Source organism: Micromonospora sp. LOL_021, assembly GCF_048060215.1.
Lineage (GTDB): Bacteria > Actinomycetota > Actinomycetes > Mycobacteriales > Micromonosporaceae > Micromonospora_E.
This window is the reverse complement of record NZ_JBHMIN010000006.1, coordinates 88,265-109,767: the sequence shown is the minus strand read 5'-3', so window position 1 is coordinate 109,767 and position 21,503 is coordinate 88,265. Positions and strand designations below refer to the sequence as shown.

The 21,503-nt window shown below is 70.3% G+C and carries 21 protein-coding genes; 6 read left to right on the top strand and 15 right to left on the bottom strand.

From position 1 onward, the window contains the following. Positions 1-4: 4 nt before the first annotated feature. From ACFHWT_RS06995 to ACFHWT_RS06960, 8 genes are all read right to left on the bottom strand, one after another. Positions 5-559, bottom strand: coding sequence for a Uma2 family endonuclease (locus ACFHWT_RS06995; protein WP_416593750.1), 555 nt, complete (start codon positions 557-559; stop codon positions 5-7). 14 nt (positions 560-573) lie between these two features. Beyond that, entirely contained in the window at positions 574-1,263 is a 690-nt protein-coding gene (locus tag ACFHWT_RS06990) for a class I SAM-dependent methyltransferase (protein ID WP_416593792.1), read from the bottom strand. 53 nt (positions 1,264-1,316) lie between these two features. Next, positions 1,317-1,520, bottom strand: a complete 204-nt coding sequence (locus ACFHWT_RS06985; RefSeq protein WP_123604240.1) for a cold-shock protein — start codon at positions 1,518-1,520, stop codon at positions 1,317-1,319. A 240-nt stretch (positions 1,521-1,760) separates the two neighbouring features. Beyond that, the gene (locus tag ACFHWT_RS06980; protein ID WP_416593749.1) at positions 1,761-4,757 is read right to left on the bottom strand and encodes a hypothetical protein; all 2,997 of its coding nucleotides are present in this window, start codon (positions 4,755-4,757) and stop codon (positions 1,761-1,763) included. Positions 4,758-4,768: 11 nt separating this feature from the next. Beyond that, on the bottom strand, positions 4,769-5,884 hold the full coding sequence (locus ACFHWT_RS06975; RefSeq protein ID WP_123604239.1) for an ATP-binding protein: 1,116 nt from the start codon (positions 5,882-5,884) through the stop codon (positions 4,769-4,771). Between the two features lie 52 nt (positions 5,885-5,936). After that, on the bottom strand, positions 5,937-7,292 hold the full coding sequence (locus ACFHWT_RS06970; protein ID WP_416593748.1) for a VWA domain-containing protein: 1,356 nt from the start codon (positions 7,290-7,292) through the stop codon (positions 5,937-5,939). Further along, on the bottom strand, positions 7,289-8,713 hold the full coding sequence (locus ACFHWT_RS06965; RefSeq protein WP_416593747.1) for a hypothetical protein: 1,425 nt from the start codon (positions 8,711-8,713) through the stop codon (positions 7,289-7,291). The genes ACFHWT_RS06970 and ACFHWT_RS06965 overlap by 4 nt, the downstream gene beginning before the upstream one ends. Further along, entirely contained in the window at positions 8,713-9,192 is a 480-nt protein-coding gene (locus tag ACFHWT_RS06960) for a hypothetical protein (RefSeq protein ID WP_416593790.1), read from the bottom strand. Before ACFHWT_RS06960 ends, ACFHWT_RS06965 begins: the two co-directional genes overlap by 1 nt. Before the next feature lie 247 nt (positions 9,193-9,439). On the opposite strand from ACFHWT_RS06960, the gene ACFHWT_RS06955 reads away from it, so the two are divergent. Together ACFHWT_RS06955 and ACFHWT_RS06950 are read left to right on the top strand one after the other, a co-directional pair. Then, positions 9,440-9,925 (top strand): helix-turn-helix domain-containing protein, encoded by a 486-nt coding sequence (locus ACFHWT_RS06955; protein WP_416593746.1) that lies wholly within the window; start codon positions 9,440-9,442, stop codon positions 9,923-9,925. After that, entirely contained in the window at positions 9,918-10,286 is a 369-nt protein-coding gene (locus tag ACFHWT_RS06950; RefSeq protein ID WP_416593745.1) for a DUF4180 domain-containing protein, read from the top strand. The genes ACFHWT_RS06955 and ACFHWT_RS06950 overlap by 8 nt, the downstream gene beginning before the upstream one ends. 396 nt (positions 10,287-10,682) lie before the next feature. Here ACFHWT_RS06950 and ACFHWT_RS06945 read toward each other — a convergent pair whose 3' ends face one another. Then, a complete protein-coding gene (locus ACFHWT_RS06945) occupies positions 10,683-11,120 on the bottom strand; it encodes a VOC family protein (RefSeq protein WP_416593744.1) in 438 nt (145 codons plus the stop codon). 754 nt (positions 11,121-11,874) lie between these two features. Next, positions 11,875-13,131 carry an XRE family transcriptional regulator gene (locus ACFHWT_RS06940; RefSeq protein WP_416593743.1) on the bottom strand — a complete coding sequence of 419 codons (1,257 nt, stop codon included), beginning with the start codon at positions 13,129-13,131 and terminating at the stop codon, positions 11,875-11,877. 348 nt (positions 13,132-13,479) lie between these two features. Between ACFHWT_RS06940 and ACFHWT_RS06935 the strand changes: the two genes are divergently transcribed. The 3 genes from ACFHWT_RS06935 to ACFHWT_RS06925 all read left to right on the top strand — a co-directional run bounded on the left by ACFHWT_RS06935 (position 13,480) and on the right by ACFHWT_RS06925 (position 16,018). Next, positions 13,480-13,737, top strand: coding sequence for a hypothetical protein (locus tag ACFHWT_RS06935; RefSeq protein ID WP_416593742.1), 258 nt, complete (start codon positions 13,480-13,482; stop codon positions 13,735-13,737). 89 nt (positions 13,738-13,826) lie between these two features. Then, entirely contained in the window at positions 13,827-14,240 is a 414-nt protein-coding gene (locus tag ACFHWT_RS06930; protein ID WP_416593741.1) for a DivIVA domain-containing protein, read from the top strand. Beyond that, complete coding sequence (locus ACFHWT_RS06925) at positions 14,237-16,018, top strand: hypothetical protein (protein WP_416593740.1); 1,782 nt, start codon at positions 14,237-14,239, stop codon at positions 16,016-16,018. The genes ACFHWT_RS06930 and ACFHWT_RS06925 overlap by 4 nt, the downstream gene beginning before the upstream one ends. A gap of 209 nt (positions 16,019-16,227) precedes the next feature. Here ACFHWT_RS06925 and ACFHWT_RS06920 read toward each other — a convergent pair whose 3' ends face one another. The 3 genes from ACFHWT_RS06920 to ACFHWT_RS06910 form a co-directional block, all read right to left on the bottom strand. Then, on the bottom strand, positions 16,228-17,196 hold the full coding sequence (locus ACFHWT_RS06920) for a lysylphosphatidylglycerol synthase domain-containing protein (protein WP_416593739.1): 969 nt from the start codon (positions 17,194-17,196) through the stop codon (positions 16,228-16,230). After that, positions 17,193-17,840: a class I SAM-dependent methyltransferase gene (locus ACFHWT_RS06915; RefSeq protein WP_416593738.1), complete on the bottom strand. Its 648-nt coding sequence runs from the start codon at positions 17,838-17,840 to the stop codon at positions 17,193-17,195. The genes ACFHWT_RS06920 and ACFHWT_RS06915 overlap by 4 nt, the downstream gene beginning before the upstream one ends. Before the next feature lie 407 nt (positions 17,841-18,247). Further along, complete coding sequence (locus ACFHWT_RS06910) at positions 18,248-18,988, bottom strand: VIT1/CCC1 transporter family protein (RefSeq protein ID WP_416593737.1); 741 nt, start codon at positions 18,986-18,988, stop codon at positions 18,248-18,250. 183 nt (positions 18,989-19,171) lie between these two features. Between ACFHWT_RS06910 and ACFHWT_RS06905 the strand changes: the two genes are divergently transcribed. Continuing rightward, on the top strand, positions 19,172-19,627 hold the full coding sequence (locus ACFHWT_RS06905) for a hypothetical protein (protein ID WP_416593736.1): 456 nt from the start codon (positions 19,172-19,174) through the stop codon (positions 19,625-19,627). Positions 19,628-19,668: 41 nt separating this feature from the next. Here the strand turns inward: ACFHWT_RS06905 and ACFHWT_RS06900 are convergent, their stop codons facing one another. Together ACFHWT_RS06900 and ACFHWT_RS06895 are read right to left on the bottom strand one after the other, a co-directional pair. Continuing rightward, entirely contained in the window at positions 19,669-20,292 is a 624-nt protein-coding gene (locus ACFHWT_RS06900; RefSeq protein ID WP_416593735.1) for a response regulator transcription factor, read from the bottom strand. After that, positions 20,289-21,449: a sensor histidine kinase gene (locus ACFHWT_RS06895; RefSeq protein WP_416593734.1), complete on the bottom strand. Its 1,161-nt coding sequence runs from the start codon at positions 21,447-21,449 to the stop codon at positions 20,289-20,291. The genes ACFHWT_RS06900 and ACFHWT_RS06895 overlap by 4 nt, the downstream gene beginning before the upstream one ends. Between the last annotated feature and the right edge of the window lie 54 nt (positions 21,450-21,503).

The window sequence follows — 21,503 nt, the reverse complement described above, 5'->3', positions numbered from 1 at the left end:
CCTATTAGTGGAGGTCGTGCTCGGCCGGGTCGGTGTTGAGCACCCAGGCGAGCGGCATGGTGGCCCGGGGCTGGTAGTGGTTACCCTCGTGCCGGTACATCGTGACGGTCTGCGCCGAATCTTGGCCGATCGTCCAGTACTGAGGGATGCCGGCACCGGCGTACTCGGTCGGTTTTGCGACGGTGTCGGTGGCCTCGGATCCCGGCGAGATGATCTCCACTACCAGCAGGACATCGGTGACAGGTAGCCACACCCCATCAGCCTGCGCCTTGTTCCAGACGACAAGATCAGGAATGCGTCCACCGGTGCTCCCTGCTGCCCCAGGGATACGCAGGCCGACCGTCTGGGCGATACGGTCTGCGGGAATCCCGGCGGCGAGCAGCCATCCGGTGAGCCGGGTGGCGATGATCGCGTGCATGTACCCGGCCGGTGGCATGACCGACAGCACTTGATCGGGGCTGATTTCGTACCGATGGTGCTCGTCCTCGGCCATCATCGCGGTGAGGTCGTCGAGCGTGATCACCGTAGGCATGTGCCGGCCGACGGCTTCCGCGCTCATACGCTGACTCTAGCTCAGCGACGCGGCAGGAGGGCCAGTACCTGGGTGCGGTCGAGCAACGAGTCCTCGGCGGCGCCCGCGTTCAGCTGGTGGTAGCTGACGACCGGTTCGAGCCGGTCGAAGGCGCAGTGGCCCCTGCCCGGGTCACCCACCAGCACCTGCACGCCCCGGTCGGCGAGCCGGCTGAGGAACGGCAGCACCCGGGTGGCGAGTTCGGCGTTGTACAACGCGTCGCCGGCCAGCACCAGGTCCACCTCGGTCACGGTGCCGTCGAGCAGGTCGTCGACGGTGGTGGTGAGCCGGGCGTCGTTGACCACGGCGTTGAGCGCTATCGCCGTCGCGGCGTACGGATCGATGTCGTTGGCGGTGACCGTCGCGGCACCAGCCATCGCCGCCGCGATGGCGACCAGCCCGGAGCCGGAGGCGACATCGAGCACCCGCCGCCCGGCGACCAGGCCGGGGTTGTCCAGCAGGTAGCGGGCCAGTGCCTGACCGCCGGCCCACGCCGAGGCCCAGTACGGCGGCGGTAGTCGCCGGCCGGCGGCGGCCTCCAACCGGGCCCAGAGCAGGGTCGGATCGTCGGCGAGGAACAGCTTGATCTCCGCCGCGAGCGGCACCCTGGTCAGTCGGAGCTGGTCCGCTCCGCCGCTGTCGGTGCCGGCGGCGTCATCGAAGAGTTGCCGTTGCAGGGGATCCGGTGCCAGCCCGCCCTGGGACGACGCCGTCAGCGGCCGCGTCCCAAGGGACGGGGACAACCTCAGATCACCCGGATGTTGGCCGCCTGCAGGCCCTTCTGGCCCTGCTCGACGTCGAACTCCACCCGCTGGTTCTCTTCGAGGGTACGGAAACCGCTGGACGCGATCGCGGTGAAGTGGGCGAAGACGTCAGCTTCTCCGCTGTCCTGGGTGATGAAGCCGAAACCCTTGTCAGCGTTGAACCACTTCACGGTGCCGATTGCCATGTCTGCTCCTAGCCGGTGACGGGTCCGCGACGTGCGGACCTCTGCTGCCGCACTCATCAATCTCCGTCCGGAGAGACCGGCAGAATCTGCCAATGCCCGGCTGCTGCCGGCTGCGATCAGGCAGGCGGCATGAAGAAATCAACTGCAACGCGGCAAACCTAGCATGTCGAGGGGTACGAGTGCCCCGGCCTCGCCGGTGCCGGCGGCGTACCGCCGGCACCGGCGCCTCCCGGGCCACTGTCAGCCGGCGGCGGGGACCAGTCCGACGTGCGCGGCGACCCCGGCCGCGCTGGCCGGGAACCGCTCCAGCAGGTCGGCCACCGCCGGATCCCCGAGGGCCGATGGCGCGGCGGCTGCGGCACCTACCGGATCGGCCGCGCAGCCCAGCAGATCCGCCACCGCTGCGGCGGCCAGCGGATACTCGGCCAGCAGCTCCGGCGCCGGTCCGGACATCGCGTACCGGGCGGCCTCCGCCGCCGGTGCCGTCCCGCCGCCGGGAACGCCGTTCTGCAGGCCGGTCCGCGTGCCGGTCGGGGCAGCCGCGGCCCACGGCGGGGTCCAGGAGTCCAACGCCGGCAGCGACGCCGGGAAGGTACGGCCCGCCTCCCGGACCAGGATCGGCACCAACTCGCCGGCCTGCTCCCGCAGCGTGGTGATCAGCGACGGCAGCCAGGGCAGCAGCACCGGGTCGGGAAGCTGGCCGAACGCCGCCGACAACACCTCCACCACGAACGGCGCCAACGTCGGCACCGGCTCCAGCGCCTGCACGAACCCGCTCAGGTAGTGCGGGAACGCGCCGACGGTGAGCGGGCTGGCCAGCAGATCGGCGCACCGGTCGCGCAGCTCGGCCAGTGGCAGCTGGCCGAGCTGGGACTGCGCCGCCCAGTGCAACGCGATCTTCGCCGGTGCCTCCGGATGCGACTGGCGTACCGCCAGCTCCAGCTGGGTCCGGTCGCAGCCCAACGCCATGGCGACGCTCTCCATGGTCATCAGGAAGCCCAGCATCGCCGCCACCTGCCGCAGCCCGGTCTCGTCGTCGATGAACGCGGTCGGCAGCAGGGTGCAGTAGTGGGCGTACCCGGTGCTGACGAAGTCCTGGCACCAGGCCGGCAGCTCCGGCTCACCGCTGGTGCGGTAGTACGCCAGCAACTGTCGGATCCGGTGCAACACCTCCGGTGCCCCGTCGGCGGTGCGCTCGGCGGCGAGCAGCTGCACGGCGCGGGCACCGAGCTCGTCGGTCAGCCGCCGGTTGCTCAGGAACAGCAGCGAGTCCTCAACCGCCGCGAGGGCGTGTGCCGCCGTGGCCTGCGGATCCCAGGCCGCCCGGCGTAGCCGCTGTTCGAGCACCTGCTCGATGGTCACACCCTCGTAGCCGAGCTCGATGATCGACCGCTGGTGGCGACCGATCGCGACGTCCCAGCTCTCCTGGACCGACTGCTCACCGAGCCGCCGCTCGCCCATGATCGGCCGGACCACCTCGGGTGGCAGCAGCCGCCGCAGCATCCACAACAGATCGGAGCAGGGCCGCAGCTCCGGCTGCCCGTGCAGGTCCAACAGCGCCCGCTGCACGGTACGCCGCTTCGGGTCCAACCCGAGGGGCGCCAGCCGGTCGTAGACGTCGCGGGCCAGCGGTGGCAGCGCGTCGTAGCCGACCCGACCGATCCGGTCACCGCCAAACATGATCTCGCACAGCCGGCGTACGTCGCGCCGGCCCGGCACCACGTCCTTCTCGATGCAGGTGACCGCGGCGTCGGCGAAGTCGTACGGGGTGGGCCGACGTCGGTTGCGCATCCCGGCCAGCAGCACCGCCGTCTCGAAGACGGCGATCGCGTCGGCGGTGCTGGCCAGGTAGCCGTTGCGCCGGGCCAGCCGGACGATGTCGACCGACCAGCCGCGCAGTTCGGCCTCGTCGAGCTCACCGGGCCGGCTCGGGGCGGCCAGGAAGCCGCTGAGCCGGTCGTCACCGGGGGCCGCGGCCGCCGCCGTACCGCCGGCGGTCGGCCGCGCCGCCGCTTTCGGCTTGCGGGCCGAGCTCTTGCGCCCGCCCTGCTGCCCGGCCAGCCGGTACGGGGTGACCTTGCTGCCGGTCAGCGCCTTGCGCCAGGTGCTGGCGGCGATCGACACCGTGCCACCGGCCAGCCCGAACTGTGCCTCGATCGCCGAGTGGCTGGACGGGATCAGCCCGTACCGCCACTTGGTGCCGGTCCGGGCGGTGATCTCGAACGGCGCGGTCGACCGCACGCCGAACTGCTCGACCCGGCTGGCCGCGTGGAACGCGCCGCAGACGTACAGGCAGTCGGCCGGGTCGGCACCGGAGGCGGCGAGATGTTCGCGCATCCGGGTCCACATGTAGCGTTCCCGGTCCTCGTCGCGGTCGAGTCGCGCCGCGTCGCTCGGCCGCAGCCGCCGGAACAGGCTGCCGATCATGACCATGACTTGCCGGTACGTGTCGTGGTCGGCGCCGATCAGCGGCTGCTCGACGTACTGGTCCCACCATTCCGACCAGTGCCGCACCTTGCCGTGGTGCAGCAGGTACGCCTCCAGCTCGGCGAACCCGGGGCGCAGGTCGCCGATGCCGACACCGACGGCGTCGCCGTGCAGCGCCTTCTCGTCGTCCTCGCCGCCGGCCTGGCCCTGCTGGTCCTGCTGCTGGTCCTGCTGCGCCGGTTCGTCGTCGCCGTTCGCGGCGGTGGTCGGGTCCGTCCGGTCGTCGGACTGCCACTGGAAGACGTGGTCGGTGGAGCGGTCCACCAGCAGCAACTCCACGCCCGGTGTCTCCAGTGCGTACGCGATCGCCTGGTATTCGGCGGACGCCTCGGTGATCGGTGCGATCACGCTCAACGGCCCGGCCCCGGCGGGAAAGCCGTCCAGGTCGCTGGCGAAGGCCTGCAACGCCACCGGCAGCTCGCAGTTGCGCAGCTCGGTCAGCAGCGGCTGCATGTCCTCGCACAGCTCCAGGTAGATCACCTTGGGCTGTTTGTCGCGCAGCCGGCGGGCCATTGCCAACGCCGACGACGGCGAGTGGTGGCAGACCGGGAAGATCTCCAACTCCTCGCCGAGCGCGTGGTCGACGTCGTCGACCAGGCCGGCGAGGATGCCGGTCAGCGCGTCGGGCGAGTCGGCGAACGCCGTCGCGGCGTCCGCCAACTGCTCCCGCAACGCCCCGAACCGGCTGTCCGACGACGCACCCGTGACCGGCGTACCCCTGACGGGGTCGCTCGTGGCGGGCTTGCTCATGACGGGCTTGCTCATGACAGGGTCGCGATGCTCTGCCGGCCGCCTTCGAGGAAGGCCGGCCACTCGCCGCCGTCGGCCTTGCTGCGTGGCTCGATCACCCCGTGCCAGAACTTGTTCAGGATCGCCAGGTCCTCCGGGCTGCGCCGGGCCAACGAACCGACCATCGAGCTGGCCAGCGTCTCGGCGCGCAGCGTCCGGTCGCCGAAGAACTGGCTGTGCAGGATGGCGTCCTCCAGCACACCGATCTGCTCGGCGGTGGACAGCGCCGACTCCAGCTTCTCGTCGTCGCTGGTCGCCGACGCGGCGGCCTTACGCAGGTCGGCGAAGCTCTGCAGCAGTACGTCCAGCAGGGTGGGCGGCACCTCCAGCTCGATCTGGTGGCGACGCAGCAGCTCGGTGGTGCGGAACCGGACGATCTCCGCTTCGCTGCGCTTGTTGGTGATCACCGGGATCCGGACGAAGTTGAACCGCCGCTTGAGTGCCGACGACAGGTCGTTGACGCCCCGGTCGCGGCTGTTCGCGGTGGCGATGATGGAGAAACCGGGCTGGGCGAAGACAATGTTGTCCGAGTCCAGCTCGGGGATGGAGACGTACTTCTCGGACAGGATCGAGATCAGCGCGTCCTGCACGTCGCTGGTGGAGCGGGTCAGCTCCTCGAACCGGCCGATCACCCCCTGCTCCATCGCGGTCATGATCGGCGACGGGATCATCGACTGCCGGGACTGGCCCTTGGCGATCACCATCGACACGTTCCACGAGTACTTGATGTGGTCCTCGGTGGTGCCGGCGGTGCCCTGCACCACCAGGGTCGAGTTGCGGCAGATAGCGGCGGCGAGCAGCTCGGCCAGCCAGCTCTTGCCGGTGCCCGGGTCACCGATCAGCAGCAGCCCCCGGTCGGACGCGAGGGTGACGATGCTGCGTTCGACGAAGCTGCGGTCACCGAACCACTTTTGTGGGATCTCCCGGTCGAGGCCGTCGGCGCGCTCGGACCCGAGGATGAACAGGCGCACCATCTTCGGGCTCAACCGCCACGAGTACGGCTTCGGGCTGTCGTCGATCGATTCCAGCCAGTCGAGCTCCTCGGCGTACTTGATCTCGGCGGGGGCGCGCAGCATCTCTGCGGTCATGGTGCGGTTTCTCCTAGTCGAAGGGTGCTCGTACGGCGAGTGGAAAGGGGGATCAGGTGAGGAAGTTCTTGAGCTCGACGACGAGCTTGCGGACGTGCCCGGACAGCACCGGGGTGCCCTGGTCCTTGAGTCGTTGCCGGAACCACGGGTTGACGCTCTGCTGGCCGCCGCTGGAGACCGAGCCGACCGGGATCAGCCGGGCGCCGCTGCGGTGCACCGCCTGCAGCCCGTCGAAGACCTCCTGCGACTTCCACTCGTAGAAGTCGGAGATCCACACCAGTACGGTGTTGCGCGGGTCGGCGATCTTCGGCCGGGCCAGCTCCAACGCGGCCATGCCGTCGGTGCCGCCGCCGAGCTGGGTGCGCAGCAGCACCTCGAACGGGTCGTGCACCCACGGCGTCAGGTCCAGCGCCCGGGTGTCGTACGCGACCAGATGTACGTCCACCTTGGGCAACCCGGCGAAGATCGAGGCCAGGATGGTGCAGTTGACCATCGCGTCGACCATCGAGCCGGACTGGTCGACGACGACGATCATGCGGGCCGGGGTGGTCCGCTTCGCGGTCTGCTTGTAGTACAGCCGGTCGACGTAGAGCCGCTCGTCCTGCGGACTCCAGTTCGGCAGGTTCTTCCAGATGGTGCGGTTCAGGTCGAGGTTGCGGAACACCCGTTTCGGCGGGACCGACCGGTCGATGGTGCCGACGCTGGTCTGCTGCACCTGGGTCTTGAGCACCTCGGCGACCTCGTCGACGAACCGGCGGATCAACGCCTTGGCGTTGGCCAGCGCCACCCCGGACAGGTTCGACTTGTCCCGCAGCAGCTGTTCGATCAGCGACATGCTCGGGGTGAGCTGGCGGGCCAGCGCCGGATCGGCCAGCACCTCGCGCAGCCGCATCCGGCGTACCAGGTCGGCCTCGATGGCACCGAGCACTCCGTCGCGGCGGCCCGGCGTCGCGCCGCAGGCCTGCTGGAACCAGCCGGCGTCGGCCTGCCAGCCGGCCAGCTGACCGGCCGACACGTCACCGCTGCCGGTGGCGAAGACGTTGAGCAGCAGCTTCGACGCCAGTGCGGCCCGGCGTACCTCGTCGGCACCGACCTGCACCGACGACTCGCCGGCGGCCTTGTCATCTCCCGAGCCGCCCGCAGCCGGCTGCTCGCCGGTGCTCTCGCCCTCAGCCGGCGGTACAAGCAGGCCGGGCAGCTCGTCGGCCAGCTCCGGGAAACGCTGCACGACGGTGTCGATGGAGACCGCCGGGTCGAGCAGCGCGGCCGGCAGCCCCAGCTCGTCGACCACCGCCATGCTGGTGCGTTCCAGCGCGGCCTGCTCCTGCCCGTCGAACAGCCGGGCCAGCAGCCGCCAGTAGAGCACCTGGCGCCGGTTCTCGTGATAGTTGATCATCGAATCGGTCATTTGCGCAGCAACCGTCCCGCCCGCTCCCGGAGCATCGCGACGCTGTCGCCGGAGCGGGCCACCGCCTTGGCGACCTTGGGGTCGGTCGGCCCCTGCGCCCAGTCGCCGGTGTGCAGGTCGACCTGCTTGCGCTTCACCGTCGCCTGCATGCCGATCGGCTGCACCGACCAGCCTGGGCCGGCCGCCGCGTCACCGTCCCAGCGCAGCAGCCCGATGCAGGCCGACGACTTGGCCAGCAGTTCGGCGGTGATCGGCCCGCAGCCGGGCAGCCGGTCGACGTCGACAGCGACCCGGGTGCCGTCGACCTCGAAGCCGAGCCCGTCGTCGTCGGTGACCACCGTGTAGCCCTCCAGCAGCACCGGCTCGGCGATGGCGACCGGGTGCCGGTCCAGCGGCGGTACGGCCGGGGCGAGCGCCTCGCCGAGCTGCACCCGGGCGACGGCGAACGGGTCGGTCGGCGCGCCGGGGCGGGCCTGGTCGTCGCGCCAGAGCAGGTCGCCGCTGGGCAGCAGCGGCAGGTCGGTGACGTCCAGGCTGAGCCGGCCGGCCAGGGCGGCCAGCAGCACCGGATGCTCGGCGAGCAGCTGCCACACCACCGGGCCGACGATCGTGTCGACCTTGGCGGCGGACACGTTGACCCGGACCAGCCGGGACCGGTCGGCGTCGCCGGCCCCGCCGCCGGCTTCGAGCACCGCGTGCACCTGCAGCTGTACGGCGGTCGCGTGCTCCTGCACGTCGGCGCCGACGATCAGCAGCCGGCCGGAGACCGTCTCCGGCGCTGCCGGCCCGCTCTGCGGGCTGGTCAACAGCATGGCGCGGGTCCACAGGTCGGCCCAGCGGCGGGCCGGAATCCGCTCCATGGCGGCCACCGGGCTGGCGTAGCGCAGCTCGTCGGCGAGTCCGTCGAGCAGCACCGCGATCCGGCGTCGGGCCGGGTCGGCGAGCAGCGCGGTCAGCGCCTGCTGGCTCGCCGACACCAGGTCGTGGTCGACGTTGCGCCAGCCGGCGAGGGCCAGCTCGGCCAGCCAGGAGCGGGCCGCCAGCAGCCGTCCGTCGGCCGGGGCGGCGGCCGTGGTCGGCGCCGTCCACTGCGCCCGGTCGCGGCCGAGCGTGCCGTCGAGCCGGCCCCGCAGCGCGTCGTGCACCGCGCCCACCACAGCCGTACGGGCGGCAGCCAGCAGCAGCAACTGCTCCTCGCCGACCGACCCGGCGGTCACCTTGTCGACGGCTTCGACCGCCGCCGCGCCGAGCGGGGTGGCCGAGACCGCGCCGGCCAGGTCGGCCAGGGCCGCCGTACCCTGCGGGTCGAGCCGGCCGAAGCCGCCGGTCATCGCCTGGTCGAACCGGTCGACCACGTCGAGCGCCTCGGCGACCCCGGCCGGTACGCCGTCGCGCAGGTCGTCGAGCTGTGCCCCGCGCATCAGCGGGCCCCCGCCCCGGCCGGGAACCAGCTCAGCTCGGGCAGCGGCTCGACCGCCCCCGGCAGGTCCAGGTAGGACAGGTGGTGCAGGAACCGGCTGAACACGGCCGCCGCCGGCGACGTGCCGGCGAGGGTGGTCCGGCCGATCGCCCAGAAGATCTCGTTGCCGATGGTCACCTCGTCGTTGGTCTCCAGCCGCAGGAAGCGGGCGACCCGGTCGCCGCCGTACTGCACGACGGCCTCGTCGGCGAGCGCGGTCAGGTGGTTGCACGCGTAGTCACCGCCGCGCAGTCCGCCGCACGGCCGGTTGTTGTTGGTGCTGCAGCTGACCTCGTAGCTGCCGGCGGCGACCGACGACACGTACACCCGCCCGATGTCGGAGCCGCTGGAGACGACGCCCTGCAGGCGTCCGTCCGCCATCTCGACGAAGGGGACCTTCGCCAGCTTGCGGGGTCGTGCGGTGGGCACCACCCGTACCATGCTTCGCCGCTGCCAGGCGGCGTCGTCCGCGTCCACTGGGTTGCCCTCCAGGCGTGTCGACCGCAGCCGTCGTCAGCCGTCATCTCAGACGGCGGGGCTGCGGACCGGTGATCCGTACCCGAAAAGTTGTATCGCCCCGGTGCGACAAACCGGGGTGGCGGGCGGTGACCGGTCCGGATCGTGGTCAATGGCCGACCGATACGCTAAACTTCCCTGCCGTACATCGAATAGATGCTGATGGGGAAGAATGGCGAAGTCGTGGCTCTCGGTGGAGGAAGTCGCAGAGCAGCTTGACCTGCACGTGCGTACGGTGCGTAGTTACATCCGGGGCGGACGGCTGCCAGCCGTACGGATCGGCAAGCAGTACCGGATCGCACCGGCCGACCTGGACGCGTTCACCGGCCGCCCGGCCGGGTCCGCAGGCTCCGCCGAGCCGGCCGACCCGGTGGTCGAGGTCTCCGCGGTGGTCGACATCGACGGCTTGACGTCCGCCGACGCCGACCGGTTGAGCACCCTGCTGGTCGCCGGGGCGCAGAGCGGCAGCCGGGCGTCGGCCGCGCCGCCGCTGCGGCTGCAGACCGGGTACGACCCGGCGCGCGACCGGCTGAAGATCGTCGTCTTCGGCGGCCCGGACGCGGTCGCGGAGATCCTGTCCACCATCGACGCCGTGACGCGGGCGGGCAGCGGAATGTTCCGTACGGACAGCGGGGAGAGGGCGGGAGACGATGGCTGACGAGATCGTCGAACTGGCCGGCGTACCGGTGCTGGTCTGCGCCGCCGACGGGCCGACAATCGCTGGCGAGCAGGACGCGCTGGACGTGATCGGCCAGACCTTCGCCGGTGCCGAGATCGTCGCGATCCCGGTCGCGCGGCTGGACGAACGCTTCTTCGCGCTGCGCAGCGGGCTGGCCGGCGGCATCATGCAGAAGTTCGTCAACTACCGGCTACGGTTGGTCGTGGTCGGCGACATCACCGGCCACACCGCCGGCAGTACGGCGCTACGTGACCTGGTCGTCGAGTCGAACCGGGGCAACCAGGTCTGGTTCGTCGACGACCTCGACGACCTCGACGCCCTCGCCGCCCGCCTCTCTTGAGCCGGGCGATCGAGTCGGACGATCGGATGCGCTTGGTCTGACACATCCTCGGCGTGTCAAGTCGAACAGCCGCTGTGGATCATCAGCCAAGGGTGGGCGACTACATGTACTGAGCGGCGGTCTCCTCGACTTCGGTCACTTCCTGCTGGGCGCGCAGGGCCATCGCGGCGGCCGAGCTGAGGCCAGCGGCAGCGCGCGAGCTGGGCGATGACCTCGTCGACCGTCGCGGCCATCAAGATCCGCGCGGTAAGTGTGAGTACGGCTGATCTTGCAGGGGTCACGGCTGGCCTTGTAGCCCTGGCTGACTTGAATGCCTTGTCCTGTAGGCGTAGCGGGGTGAGAACGAGCGTTCGATACGCCCATCCGGGTCCGGCGGCCAGCTGCCCGGCGGCCGCACTAAAGGACGTCGAACTCGTTGCCCTCTGGGTCTGCCATCGTCACGTGGTCAGGCGTACCGTTTGGTTCGTCCACCCGGAGCACGGTGCCGCCCGCCGCCACCAGCTTGTCGACCGCCGCCTGGACCTGCGGCCAGCGCATCTCGGACGGCTCCTGCCGACCTCCGCCGACGCGGATGTCGAAGTGCATGCGGTTCTTGACTACCTTCGGTTCCGGCACCTTCAGAAACGACACACCGGGCTGGACGCCGTCTGGGTCCTCGATGAAGGCGCCGTCGTCCCATTCGTCCTCGGGAACCTTGAAATGGGTCTGCCATGCTTCCCAGGTGGCGAACCCTTCTGGTGGGGCGGCCGGGACGTACCCCAGCGCGAGGCACCAGAACGCGGCCAGTTGGCGCGGGCGCGCGCAGTCGACGGTCAAGGACCATTGCTCGGACATCGCCCCACCATAGACCGCCGACGGTCAACCGACGGCCGGGCGAGTTCGGTCCGGCTACGCACATCCACCCCGTACGCAGCGTTGCACGCCAGGCCGTACCCCGACAGCCTGAGCACCTTGGCTGAGAACCCGCCAGGCGGAGCCGGAACATTGAGAAGAGAGCAGGTCGACTGAGAAAGGGACATGCTTCGCAGGCCCCTGCTCAGTCGGGTCTTGACCACGTCAACGCTCGCCGAACTGGCCTCCCCGGTCGCGGAGCAGCCTCGCCGGAAGGGTGCTTATGTTCGTCAGGTACGTCCGACCATAGTCGACAATCTACGGACCGGCGACCCCGGGTGACGGGGCGCTACCGATGAGCGATCCCGAGTATGTTCGCCTCGTGGAAGTCTCTGGGAACTTTGCGAGGCTCGTCGAGGACCAAGCTTCGTCCGCCCATCCCGCTGCCGCGATGGCGCGGGAGCTCGGACTGCTCGGTGTCTACGGCACCCTGGGGATCTCCTTTCTCATGTCGCAGTCGGGCGAGGTGTTCATCGACGAAGACGACGGTAGGTTGCGCCCCGCCGATGCCAGCGAGCACGAGTTCGCCCACGTCCAGGCAGCGCGCCGCTACCCGGAATTGAGAAATCTCATGCCGGACCGGCCGCCCTCCGCTTCGACCTGCCAGCTGTGTGCAGGATCCGGCGAGGCTGTGTTCGGAGATGGGCGAAACCGGATCTGTTGCCCTGACTGCAACACCCGTGGATGGATTCCTGGGCTACCGGGAGCCTGCTGGGGTGCTGAGGACTCGTAGCTCGTCCAGGAAGGCTAGCGCCTTAGGGTGCCTTGGGTACTGCTCCTGCAAAATTTGCCCTAGCTCTCGGGAGCACATGAGGAGTGACGGTAGGGACCTGCGGTCGCCCGACAGCGCTTGTCGGCCGTAGGCCACTGCCTCCTCAATCTCCCCTCTGCGCGCCGATACCACACCTAGTGTCAAACGAGCCTCGGCGTTCCTCATGGGCTTTCGTTCGGTGCCGTCCGGATCCGTGGAAGACCGTATGACTTCATGGGCATAAATCCCGGCAAGCCGGTCTTCTCGGGCCAGCCGGTAGCAGTCCATCGCGTAGAAGTCGAACTTCGACGGATCAACCACAAAATGGTGGTCGGTATCCTCTGGGTAGGGCAGTGATTCCAGGAGTGACCGGCCCCGATCAAGTGCCGTCTCCACTTGTCTGCGGTCTCCGATACGTGCCCATGCCTTGGCCTGCTGCGCTGCAAGCTGCACAGCAACACTTTGGCCGGGGGCCTTTGCCGCTCCAATATCAGCGGCGGCTATCGCTCCCCGGTAGTCGCCCTGCGTCAGCGCGTACCACGCGCGCATTTCGTGCGCCCATCCGACAACTGCAGCGTCGCCCGCCTCCTCGCCAAGGGCTAGCGCAGCCTTACGGGTGCTTTCCGCTTCCCGCCGTAGCCCTAAGTCGTATTCGACGCACCCTACGAGCAAGGCAACCAGACCAGCAAGCGATAGAACCTCTTTGTGCTGCGCGAGCGTTAAACGGCGATCCATGAGGCTCGTGAGGCGTCGAAGCCACGCCTTCCCCTCGACATAGAGCTGATACGGGGGAGCGTAGGGGTACTCGCAGCAGAGCCGATCGGCCGCAATGCGAAGTGCATCAAGCATGGCTGCCGAGACATCCGAGGCGCGAATGCGAGAGAGAATCTCCAGGGTTTCCAGGCCACTGTCCGCCAGCAGGTCCGCTTCGACGTGTGCCCCACCCTGGCGAGGGAAGAATGCGGCTGTGACGGTGCCATAGGTCTTGGCGATCAGCGTCTTGTAAAAGACATCGGGCTCGGAGCTACCGGCTTCCCACCGCTTCCAGTTGCGCAACAGGGCGTTGTCGGAGGGCAGTGGTTCGGCTGCGTGTGCTCTGAGTGCCCGTACCGCGTCACTCTGGGACCACCCCCGGGCGGTCCGCTCCGAGCGAAGCCGCTGCGCCCACGCCGGCCGGGAGTCTTCCTCAAGCTCATCCCTCATGGCTTCGAGTATCCACCACACAGGGGTGATATGGCAGGGGACTTCGACCTGTCACCGCCGTGACACCTGCCGCCTATCAAGATCGAGTGAGATCGTTGCTCTATCGACATCTGATTGTCAACCAGAAGGCGCGGAAGATCTGGCGTAGTGCCAGGTGAGTTGGTGCTCAGCAAGGCGGCGGCCCATTCGTCGCCCCAGCCCAATCAGAAGGGTTGATCATGGTGGCGCTTGGTGCCCTGGTTTCCGGGATCCTGCTCGGGTTCTTTGTCGGGTTGTTCAGTTTCAAGATCAAATCGCGGTGGTGTCCCGACTGCGGTCGGACGACGCTGCCGGCCGCTGATCGGTAGCGTGCCGGCCGACCGGTCCCCGGCGGATCCCCGCCCCGGTGACGAGTTGATCATCGATGGTCGGGCGAGTGTGCAGTTCGCGGCCGGGCGGGGTTTCCGGTTCCGGGTGACGACAGTGGACACGAAGCTGACGTATCAGGGCTGGGTCTGGTTGGCCGGGTATGTGTTGGCACCCGACGGTGAGGCCCGTGAGCGTCGGGAGATCTTCGTCCAGCGTGACGGTCTCCGCTGGGCTCCCCGCCCGCGCCGGCACCGCTGACCAGCGCGGCGGCACAACTGCGACGCGAACCGCGCGCCCTCCATCCGTACCTCTGAAGGTTTTCGACTGTGTGAAAGGTGGTTCCTGCTGTGCGTAGGTTCATTGACCTGTTCCGGCGGGCTCCGGTGCGGAGCCGTCGTAACCGGCGGTTGCTCGCCGAGATCGCCCGCCACAACCGGCGGCCGACCGACGTGGCGGCCGGGGCGCGCCGGCCGGTGACGCCGGCCCCGAACGCTGCCGGTCACTTGTACGGCAGGCCGGTGCGGCCGTCGATCAGCCCCGGCCTGGTCCGCGAACGCGCGTTCGGCGACCGTGTCCGGCGTGGCTGCGACCCGGGCGAGGTACGGGCGTTCCTGCACCTGGTCGCCGACGAGCTGACCGCCCTGCGTGCCGAACTGGCCGCCACCCGCGACGAGAACGCGCGGGTCAAGCAGGCGTTGCGGGACTGGCAGTCGCAGCAGTTCGAGCAGTCGCACCGGTTCGGGGCGGGGGTGGCGGCGTGAACGGCGTCAACGCGGTGCCGGCCGGCTCACTGCACATCGTCGGGTATGGATCCGAGCGGCGGCGGGCGCAACGGGTGTTCACCGTCGCGAACCTCGACACCGGGCAGGTGGCCTCCACCAGTTTGGTTCCGGGCTCGTTCACGCCGCTGCCGACGCCGGGTGGGACGTGGTGGCTGCCGTACGCGCCGATCGTCACCGACCTCGCCCAGCGTGCCGGGGTCGCCGCCGCGACGTTGCGCGACCCGGACTTCCCCGACGAACCGGGCCGGCTGCCGTCGTCGGGGTTGACGCTGCCCCGGCAGTGGCAGCCGGGCATACCCGAGCGGGACCGGCTGCGGTGGGAGGCGGTGGCGCTCGCCGAACGGCCCGCCACGCCGTGGCTGGTGCTGATCGGCCGCAGCGTCGAGCCGCCGCCACCCGGCGATCCGGGCCGGCTGCTCGGCCGGCTGTGCGCGCTCGCCGACCAGCTGCACGTCGACCTGGTTCTCGAAGTGCGGCCCAGCTCCATCGGGCGCGGGCTGAGCTGGGACGTCCGGTTCGAGCACGCCGGCGGTGCGGTGCCCGACTACCAGCACCGGTGGATCGGCGACCTGCCGACCGCGCTCGCCACCATCCCCGCCACCCGGGCGGTGACCGGCCTGACCGTCGCCAACCCGCTGCTGCCCGCCCACTACGTGACCGAAGCTGCCCTGACCGGGCGTGCGGTGCCGGTCGGGTTGGACGGGCACCCCGGCGGCCACGACCTCGACCAGGTCGAACGACGCATGACAGCCGACGCCGAGCAGCACGGCGGCGCGCAGGCCATCTGGCGTAACCGGCACTGGTGGCACACCAGTCTGCGACCCGCCGACACCGCCGGCACATTCGTGCGTGGCTGGGAGCCGCCGGCGCCGAAACACTGGGGCGAGCCGATCCCCGCCCACCCCTGCACCCGATGTGCCGACCAGGTCGACCCGCCGTTCTGCCTGGACTGCTACGGCACCCGGCAGGTCCGGCGCGGCGCGGTGCTGACCGTCACCGACCTGCGTGGCCGGACCGTGCACCGCAACTGGCGACCCGACGACACCGACCAGCCGCCGCCGATGCTGGTGCCCGCCGACCGGCCGTCCGGCAGCATGGTGTGGCAGCTGCCCGAGCACTACCAGATCGGGGCGCTCGCGGCCGGGTTCGGCGTGCGACCGACCGACCTGACCGACATCGACGGCGAACACAGCATCGACCAGCACCTGCGCCTGGGTGTCAGCCAGGTCCCCCACGGCGGCGGCGACCCGCTTCACGCGTACCTCGGTGAAGTCGGCGCCACCCACGACGGCGCCCGGATCATGGTCCTCGCCAACGGTTGGCCCGGCCCCACCCTCGACCAGGTCGCCGCCCTGACCCGCGGCCTCGGCCTCGCCCTCGACATCACCGTCATCGACCACCGCGACACCATCGGCCGACCCGAACTGTCCCAGGGCCACTCCTGGTCGGTCCGGGTCGTCGACCCCACCACACCGCACACCGTCGACCCCGTCCCCACCAGCGCCAGCCTGCCCGAAGCCGTCGCACTCTGCTACCGCTACCTGCACGGCGCACTCCGCGCCACCATCCCCACCAACCCGGCCACGCCGATACCCGTCCCACAACAGCCCGCGACGGCCGGAACCCTCCCCGACACCACAACCCACATCACCCAGCTACGCCGCCACGCCGCCACCCAACCCGGCCAGCCCGCCACCGTCCGCCTCCACCCCGACGGCACCCACACCCTCACCACAGAGCACCCGAGGAAGTGTTGATCGCAGCAGAGTTCGTCGGAGGCATGGTCGAAGGTCGACTCAGAGCACTGTCGCGCAGACGAACTGCCCGATGACAAAGGTGACGGCCATGGCCAGGGCACAAGCGGGAGAACCCGCGAACGGTCAGTGGCTACGAAACCGGGGCATCGCCCACGCAGAGGCGGTGCCCCGGCACCGTGATCGCGGCCCGGTGCAGCACGGCTAGCGGCTCAGTGGTCGGCAGCGGCCGGCTCGGGCAGTTGGCCGGGCCGGGCCGGTGCCCGGCGGCGGCGCTCCAGGCCGAGCGCGATGACCGGCCACACCAGATCCCCGAGGGTCATCAGCAGCCGGGACACCACGACGGCCACCAGCGCAACCGGCTGGGTGGTGATCGATCCCAACAGGACGACCAGGGCCACCTCCCGCGGACCGACCCCGGCCGGTGCCACCAGCAGCAGAAAGCCGATCGACCAGGAGCCTGCGAACGCGCCGGTCGCCTGGAGGAGCAGGTGCGGTGCGGTCACGTCGAGTCCGGTCAGGAGCGCGAACAGATGCACCCCGAAGAACGCCCACATGACCAGCGCCCAGCCCACCGCGCGGCCGATCCCGGCTGCCGTCAGCGGCCGGGGCATCGGCTCCCGCCGTGCCAGCCGCATGATCCAACCCAGTCCGCGGTTGAGCACCGGCGGCCAGAGGGCGACCGCCGCGACCGGCAGCGCCAGCAGGGACCACCAGTACTGGCCGAGCGCGTCCGCGCCGAGCACCGGCAGCGAACAGATCGCGACCAGCAGGCCGGTGCCCAGCACGATCAACATGAAGATGAACGCGGCGGCGGCCGATGTGCGCCCCGGCACCTGATAGTCGCGGCCGAGCCGGATCTGGGTGAGGATCGGCCACACCTTGCCGGGCACATACTTGCCGACTTGGCCGACGAAGAAGATCCGCATGCCGGCGGTGACCGGGATCCGGCTCGCCAGATCAGTCAGGATCGCCCGCCAGCACAGGAAGCTGAACCAGATCCCCACCATGGTGGCGAGGGCGGAGACCGCCACCGCCACCACCGACAGGTCCCCGATGACCTCCGCCACCTGCGACCACTGCCGGACCAGGGCGAGGGCGAGGAAGCCGACGAAGGCGGCGACGACCGCCGCCTCGGCGGCGCGGCGCCACCCTCGCCGGCGAGCTGGCGGGGCGGTCACGGGCGGGTCCGCAGAGTGGCCCACACCACGGTCCACGGGAACGGCTTGCTGACCGCACGGACCTCGGCCACCGTGCTGACGAACCGGACGAAGGACCGGGTCGACCAGTGGTTCAGGTGCCCGGGGGTGTTGCCGAGGTCGCGCACGTACCGCCCGGCGAGCAGGTTGCAGGACCGGAAGATTGGTTCGCGCGGCACCGACAGCACCAGGTGGCGGGCGCCGACCCGGGCGATCTCGGCCAGCCCGCGCTCCGGGTCCGGCAGGTGCTCCAGCACCTCCGCCGCGACCACCACGTCGAACCGGTTGTCCCCGAACGGAAGGCGGTGTGCGTCGGCGTGCAGGTAGTGCGGTCCCGGCCGCTGCCGCCACTGGTCCCGCAGTCCGGCATCGGGTAGATCCAGGGCGGTCACCCGGGACCAGCGAGTGGCCAGGTGATTGGCGATGACCCCCTCGCCGCAGCCCACTTCGAGCGCGTGGCTGGTGCCGGCGGCGCCCGGGTCGGCCGCGACCCGGCCCAGCATCTGCTCCAGCCGGGTCACCCAGCGGGCGGTGAGCCACCGGATGGCCGGGTTCTTGGCGGTGTACTTCTGCGTGTGGTTGCCGATGACGATGCCGGGAGTCTCGACCGGCGGTGAGCTGGTCATGCGCGATCCTCGCTGGTGCTGGCAGTGACGGGGGATCGGTCGGAGGCGCCGACCGGTGGCGTGATGATCTCGGCTGGCAGGCCGTCGTAGGCCCGCTCCGCCTGTTTGCCCAGATCGTCGATCTGGGCGTGGAAGGTGTGCGCGGTGGTACGCCGGACGTAGCCGTACTTTATCGCGTGGGTGTGGTAGACCCGCCCACCGGTGGACCGGATCCGCTCAGGCGGACGCCCACAACGCCACCGGTGCCGTGGCGACCGGCACCCGGCCGACGCCCCCCATGAACTGCGTACCCCGCTGACCTCCCTGCAGGCCGGCCTGGTGGAGCTACACGACGGCCTGGTCGAGCCGGACCCGGCCCGGTTGGCCAGCCCGCACGACCGGCCGGTTCCCTTGGCTGAAAGGCCGGCTCAGATCACTGTCGCACCGACGAACTGCCCGATGGCAAAGGTGACGGCCATGGCCAGGGCACCACCGGCTACGAGTCTGACCATCGCCCGACCCACGTCGGCGGAGCCCAGTCTCGCGCTCACCGCACCCGTCACCGCGAGGGTGAGCAGCACGACAGCGAACGTCACGGGAACCCGCGCGTCGGGTGGCGGCAGCAGGATCGCGATCAGCGGCAGCAGTGACCCTAGGGTGAAGGCGACCGCCGATGCGCCGGCCGCGTGCCAGGGGTTGGTCAACGAATCCGGGTCGATCCGCAACTCGATGTCGGCATGTGCGGCGAAGGCGTCCTTCGCGGTCAGTTCCTCCGCCACCAGCCGGGCGGTCCCGACGGTCAGACCCTTCGCGACGTACAGCGCGGTCAGCTCGTCCAGCTCCTGCTCGGGGAACCGATCGAGCTCGGTGCGCTCCTTCGCCAGCAGCGCCCGCTCGGAGTCACGTTGGCTGCTCACCGACACGTACTCACCCAGGGCCATGGAGACGGCGCCCGCCGCCACCCCCGCGACTCCCGCTGTCAGGACGGGGCCGGTGGCGATGGTCGCGCCGGCCACCCCCACGACGAGACCCGCCGTCGACACGATGCCGTCGTTGGCACCCAGCACCCCGGCCCGTAACCAGTTCAGCCGGGTGGAGATCCCGCTGCCGTGCGGTTCACCCACGTGAATCGCGCTGGGCCGGCCGGCTCCCGTACCTTCGGCACTCATCCAGATCACCTGCCACCGCCACCGTACGGCGGGGTGTCCTGCCACGGCAACGCAGCTTAGCCTGCCCTGTCGCAGGTAGACGCATGGTGCAGAGGGTTCTGTTGTTACCACAGTGGCTCGGGCGATCGCCTGGGGACATGAGCACCGAGTTAGCTCGCCCGAGCACCGGGTACGCAGCAGACCATGCGGCGAATCTGGAGTGGGCTGCTGGCCGGTGCCGCCGGCACCAGCGCCCTCAACATGGTCACCTACCTCGACATGGCGGGCCGGGCCCGGCCGGCGAGCAGCACCCCGCAGCGCAGCGTCGGCCGGCTCGCTGAGACGCTGCACGTCGATCTTGGCGACGAGGAGACGGCCAGCAACCGGCGGGCGGGGCTCGGGCCGCTGCTCGGCTACGCGACCGGCCTCGGCGCCGGAGCGCTGTACGCGGTGGCCGGCCCCCGCCGGGCCCCGGTCTGGGCGGCCACCGGCCTGCTCGCCATGCTGGCGATGGCCGGCTCGGACGCGCCGATGACCCTGCTCAAGGTGACCGACCCGCGGCAGTGGAGCGCCGCCGACTGGGCGTCGGACATCGTGCCGCACCTGGCGTACGGCCTGGTCGCCGCCGCCGCACTGCACCGGCTGCAGCGCAGCGACTGACCTTGCACCGCCCGCGCGGCCGTGCGGCGTACCCCCGGATTTCAGAGCCAGTCGTGTTCGCGGGCGTAGCGGGCCGCGTCGTGCCGGGTCCGGGTCTGGGTCTTCTGCATCGCGTTGGACAGATAGTTACGTACCGTGCCCTCGGCGAGATGGAGCCGGACGGCGATGTCGGCTACCGAGTAGCCGTCGCCGGTGGCCCGCAGCACGTCGACCTCCCGGTCGGTGAGCGGGCAGTCGTCGATGACGGCGAGTGCGGAGACGTCCGGATCGATCCACCGCTTGCCCGCGTGCAGGGTGCCGATGACCGAGGCGATGTGCGCGGGCTCGGCCGACTTGCTGACAAAGCCCTGGACGCCGAGTTTGAGCGCGCGGCGCAGCACGCCCGGTCGAGCGTGCCGAGTCAGCATCAGGATGACCTGCTCGGGCCGGTCCTGCCGGATCTGGGCGACGGCGCCGAGCCCGTCCACGCCGGGCATCTCCAGGTCGATGACGAGGACGTCGGGCCGGTGGTGCAGGGTCGCCTCGACAGCCGACGCGCCGTCGGCGGCTTCGGCGAGTACGGTGATGTCGCCTTCGAGCGGGAGCAGCGCAGCCATCGCCTTGCGGAGCAGGACCTCGTCGTCGGCGAGCACCACGGTGGTCGCCGGGGCATCGGCCTGCGTCATCGATCCTCCATCGGTGCGGAGCCAGTGCGCGGGCCGGTGTGCGGGCCGGTGTGCGGGCCGGTGCGCGGGAAGGTCGCAGCCGTCAGGAAACGCCCGTCGGTCTGCTCCACGGTGAGCTCACCGGCGCTGCCGGCCACCCGGTCCCGCAGCGCGGCCAGGCCACGCAGCTCGGGCAGCGGACTCTGCGGTGCGCCGTCGTTGACCACGGTGATGCCCGAACCGGACAGGGTGATCTTCACCTGGGTGGCCTGGGCGTGCCGCAGGATGTTGGTCGTCGTCTCGCGCAGGACCTGGCCGAGCAGTTCGTCCGCCCGGGTGTCGACCTCGGCCTCCCGGTCGACGCGGACCCGGATGCCGGCAGCTTCGAAGAGGTTCTTGGCGTTCTCCAGCTCGGCGGAGAGGTTGAGCCGCCGCTGCGCGTAGGCGAGCTCCTTCGTCTGTTTGATGGTGTCGCTGACCAGCGCGTATATCTCCCGCAGCTCGTTGTCGACCCGGTCGGGGTCGGTACGGACCAGTTTGCGGGCCAACGCGATCTTCAGCTTCACCACGTGCAACGTGTGGCCCTGGATGTCGTGCAGGTCGCTGGCGAACCGGACCCGTTCCCGGAAGACGGCCAGCTCCGCTTCACGCCGGCGGGACTCCTGCAACTCGTCGACGACGTCGTAGAACCGCTTGTTCGGAAACATCAGGCCGGTGATCACCGCGACGGCACCGGCGGGAAGGACGACGTACTGCAGCAGGACGTCGGAGACACCCTCGGACGACACCAGCAGCCGCGCCGCGCCGACCACCGCGACGTAGCCGACGAGACCGACGGCTGCCGCAGCCCGGTGCCGCTTCAGATAGGGGACGACGAGGGAGCCGACGAGAGCCAGGCCGTACGACGCTCTCGGGCTGTCGATCACCAGTACGCCGAGGGGCCAGACGGCTGCGGTGACGATCAGGCAGACCGGAGCGACCCGGGGCAGGTCGCGCGCCGTCCACCGCTCGAAGGCCACCAGCGCCGTGATCACGCCCGAGGCCAGGATGACGGCATCCCACCAGGTACGGGAGTCGGCCACCACCACGGCCGCCCCGCCGACCGCGAGCGGCGGGACCAGCATGACGAGGTTGAGCTTGCGCAGCCGCCGCCGCGTGGGCTCGGTGTGCTCGGGCATCTGCTGAGTATTCGTCCGGTTCCGGGCTGGCCACCAGTGACACTACGTCACGGG

Excerpts from the sequence above, each read along its gene's own strand:
- ACFHWT_RS06995 (WP_416593750.1), bottom strand. The coding sequence starts at position 559 with ATGAGCGCGGAAGCCGTCGGCCGGCACATGCCTACGGTGATCACGCTC.
- ACFHWT_RS06985 (WP_123604240.1), bottom strand. The coding sequence starts at position 1,520 with ATGGCAATCGGCACCGTGAAGTGGTTCAACGCTGACAAGGGTTTCGGC.
- ACFHWT_RS06980 (WP_416593749.1), bottom strand. The coding sequence starts at position 4,757 with ATGAGCAAGCCCGCCACGAGCGACCCCGTCAGGGGTACGCCGGTCACG.
- ACFHWT_RS06975 (WP_123604239.1), bottom strand. The coding sequence starts at position 5,884 with ATGACCGCAGAGATGCTGCGCGCCCCCGCCGAGATCAAGTACGCCGAG.
- ACFHWT_RS06970 (WP_416593748.1), bottom strand. The coding sequence starts at position 7,292 with ATGACCGATTCGATGATCAACTATCACGAGAACCGGCGCCAGGTGCTC.
- ACFHWT_RS06965 (WP_416593747.1), bottom strand. The coding sequence starts at position 8,713 with ATGCGCGGGGCACAGCTCGACGACCTGCGCGACGGCGTACCGGCCGGG.
- ACFHWT_RS06960 (WP_416593790.1), bottom strand. The coding sequence starts at position 9,192 with ATGGTACGGGTGGTGCCCACCGCACGACCCCGCAAGCTGGCGAAGGTC.
- ACFHWT_RS06955 (WP_416593746.1), top strand. The coding sequence starts at position 9,440 with ATGGCGAAGTCGTGGCTCTCGGTGGAGGAAGTCGCAGAGCAGCTTGAC.
- ACFHWT_RS06950 (WP_416593745.1), top strand. The coding sequence starts at position 9,918 with ATGGCTGACGAGATCGTCGAACTGGCCGGCGTACCGGTGCTGGTCTGC.
- ACFHWT_RS06945 (WP_416593744.1), bottom strand. The coding sequence starts at position 11,120 with ATGTCCGAGCAATGGTCCTTGACCGTCGACTGCGCGCGCCCGCGCCAA.
- ACFHWT_RS06940 (WP_416593743.1), bottom strand. The coding sequence starts at position 13,131 with ATGAGGGATGAGCTTGAGGAAGACTCCCGGCCGGCGTGGGCGCAGCGG.
- ACFHWT_RS06915 (WP_416593738.1), bottom strand. The coding sequence starts at position 17,840 with ATGACCAGCTCACCGCCGGTCGAGACTCCCGGCATCGTCATCGGCAAC.
- ACFHWT_RS06910 (WP_416593737.1), bottom strand. The coding sequence starts at position 18,988 with ATGAGTGCCGAAGGTACGGGAGCCGGCCGGCCCAGCGCGATTCACGTG.
- ACFHWT_RS06905 (WP_416593736.1), top strand. The coding sequence starts at position 19,172 with ATGCGGCGAATCTGGAGTGGGCTGCTGGCCGGTGCCGCCGGCACCAGC.
- ACFHWT_RS06900 (WP_416593735.1), bottom strand. The coding sequence starts at position 20,292 with ATGACGCAGGCCGATGCCCCGGCGACCACCGTGGTGCTCGCCGACGAC.
- ACFHWT_RS06895 (WP_416593734.1), bottom strand. The coding sequence starts at position 21,449 with ATGCCCGAGCACACCGAGCCCACGCGGCGGCGGCTGCGCAAGCTCAAC.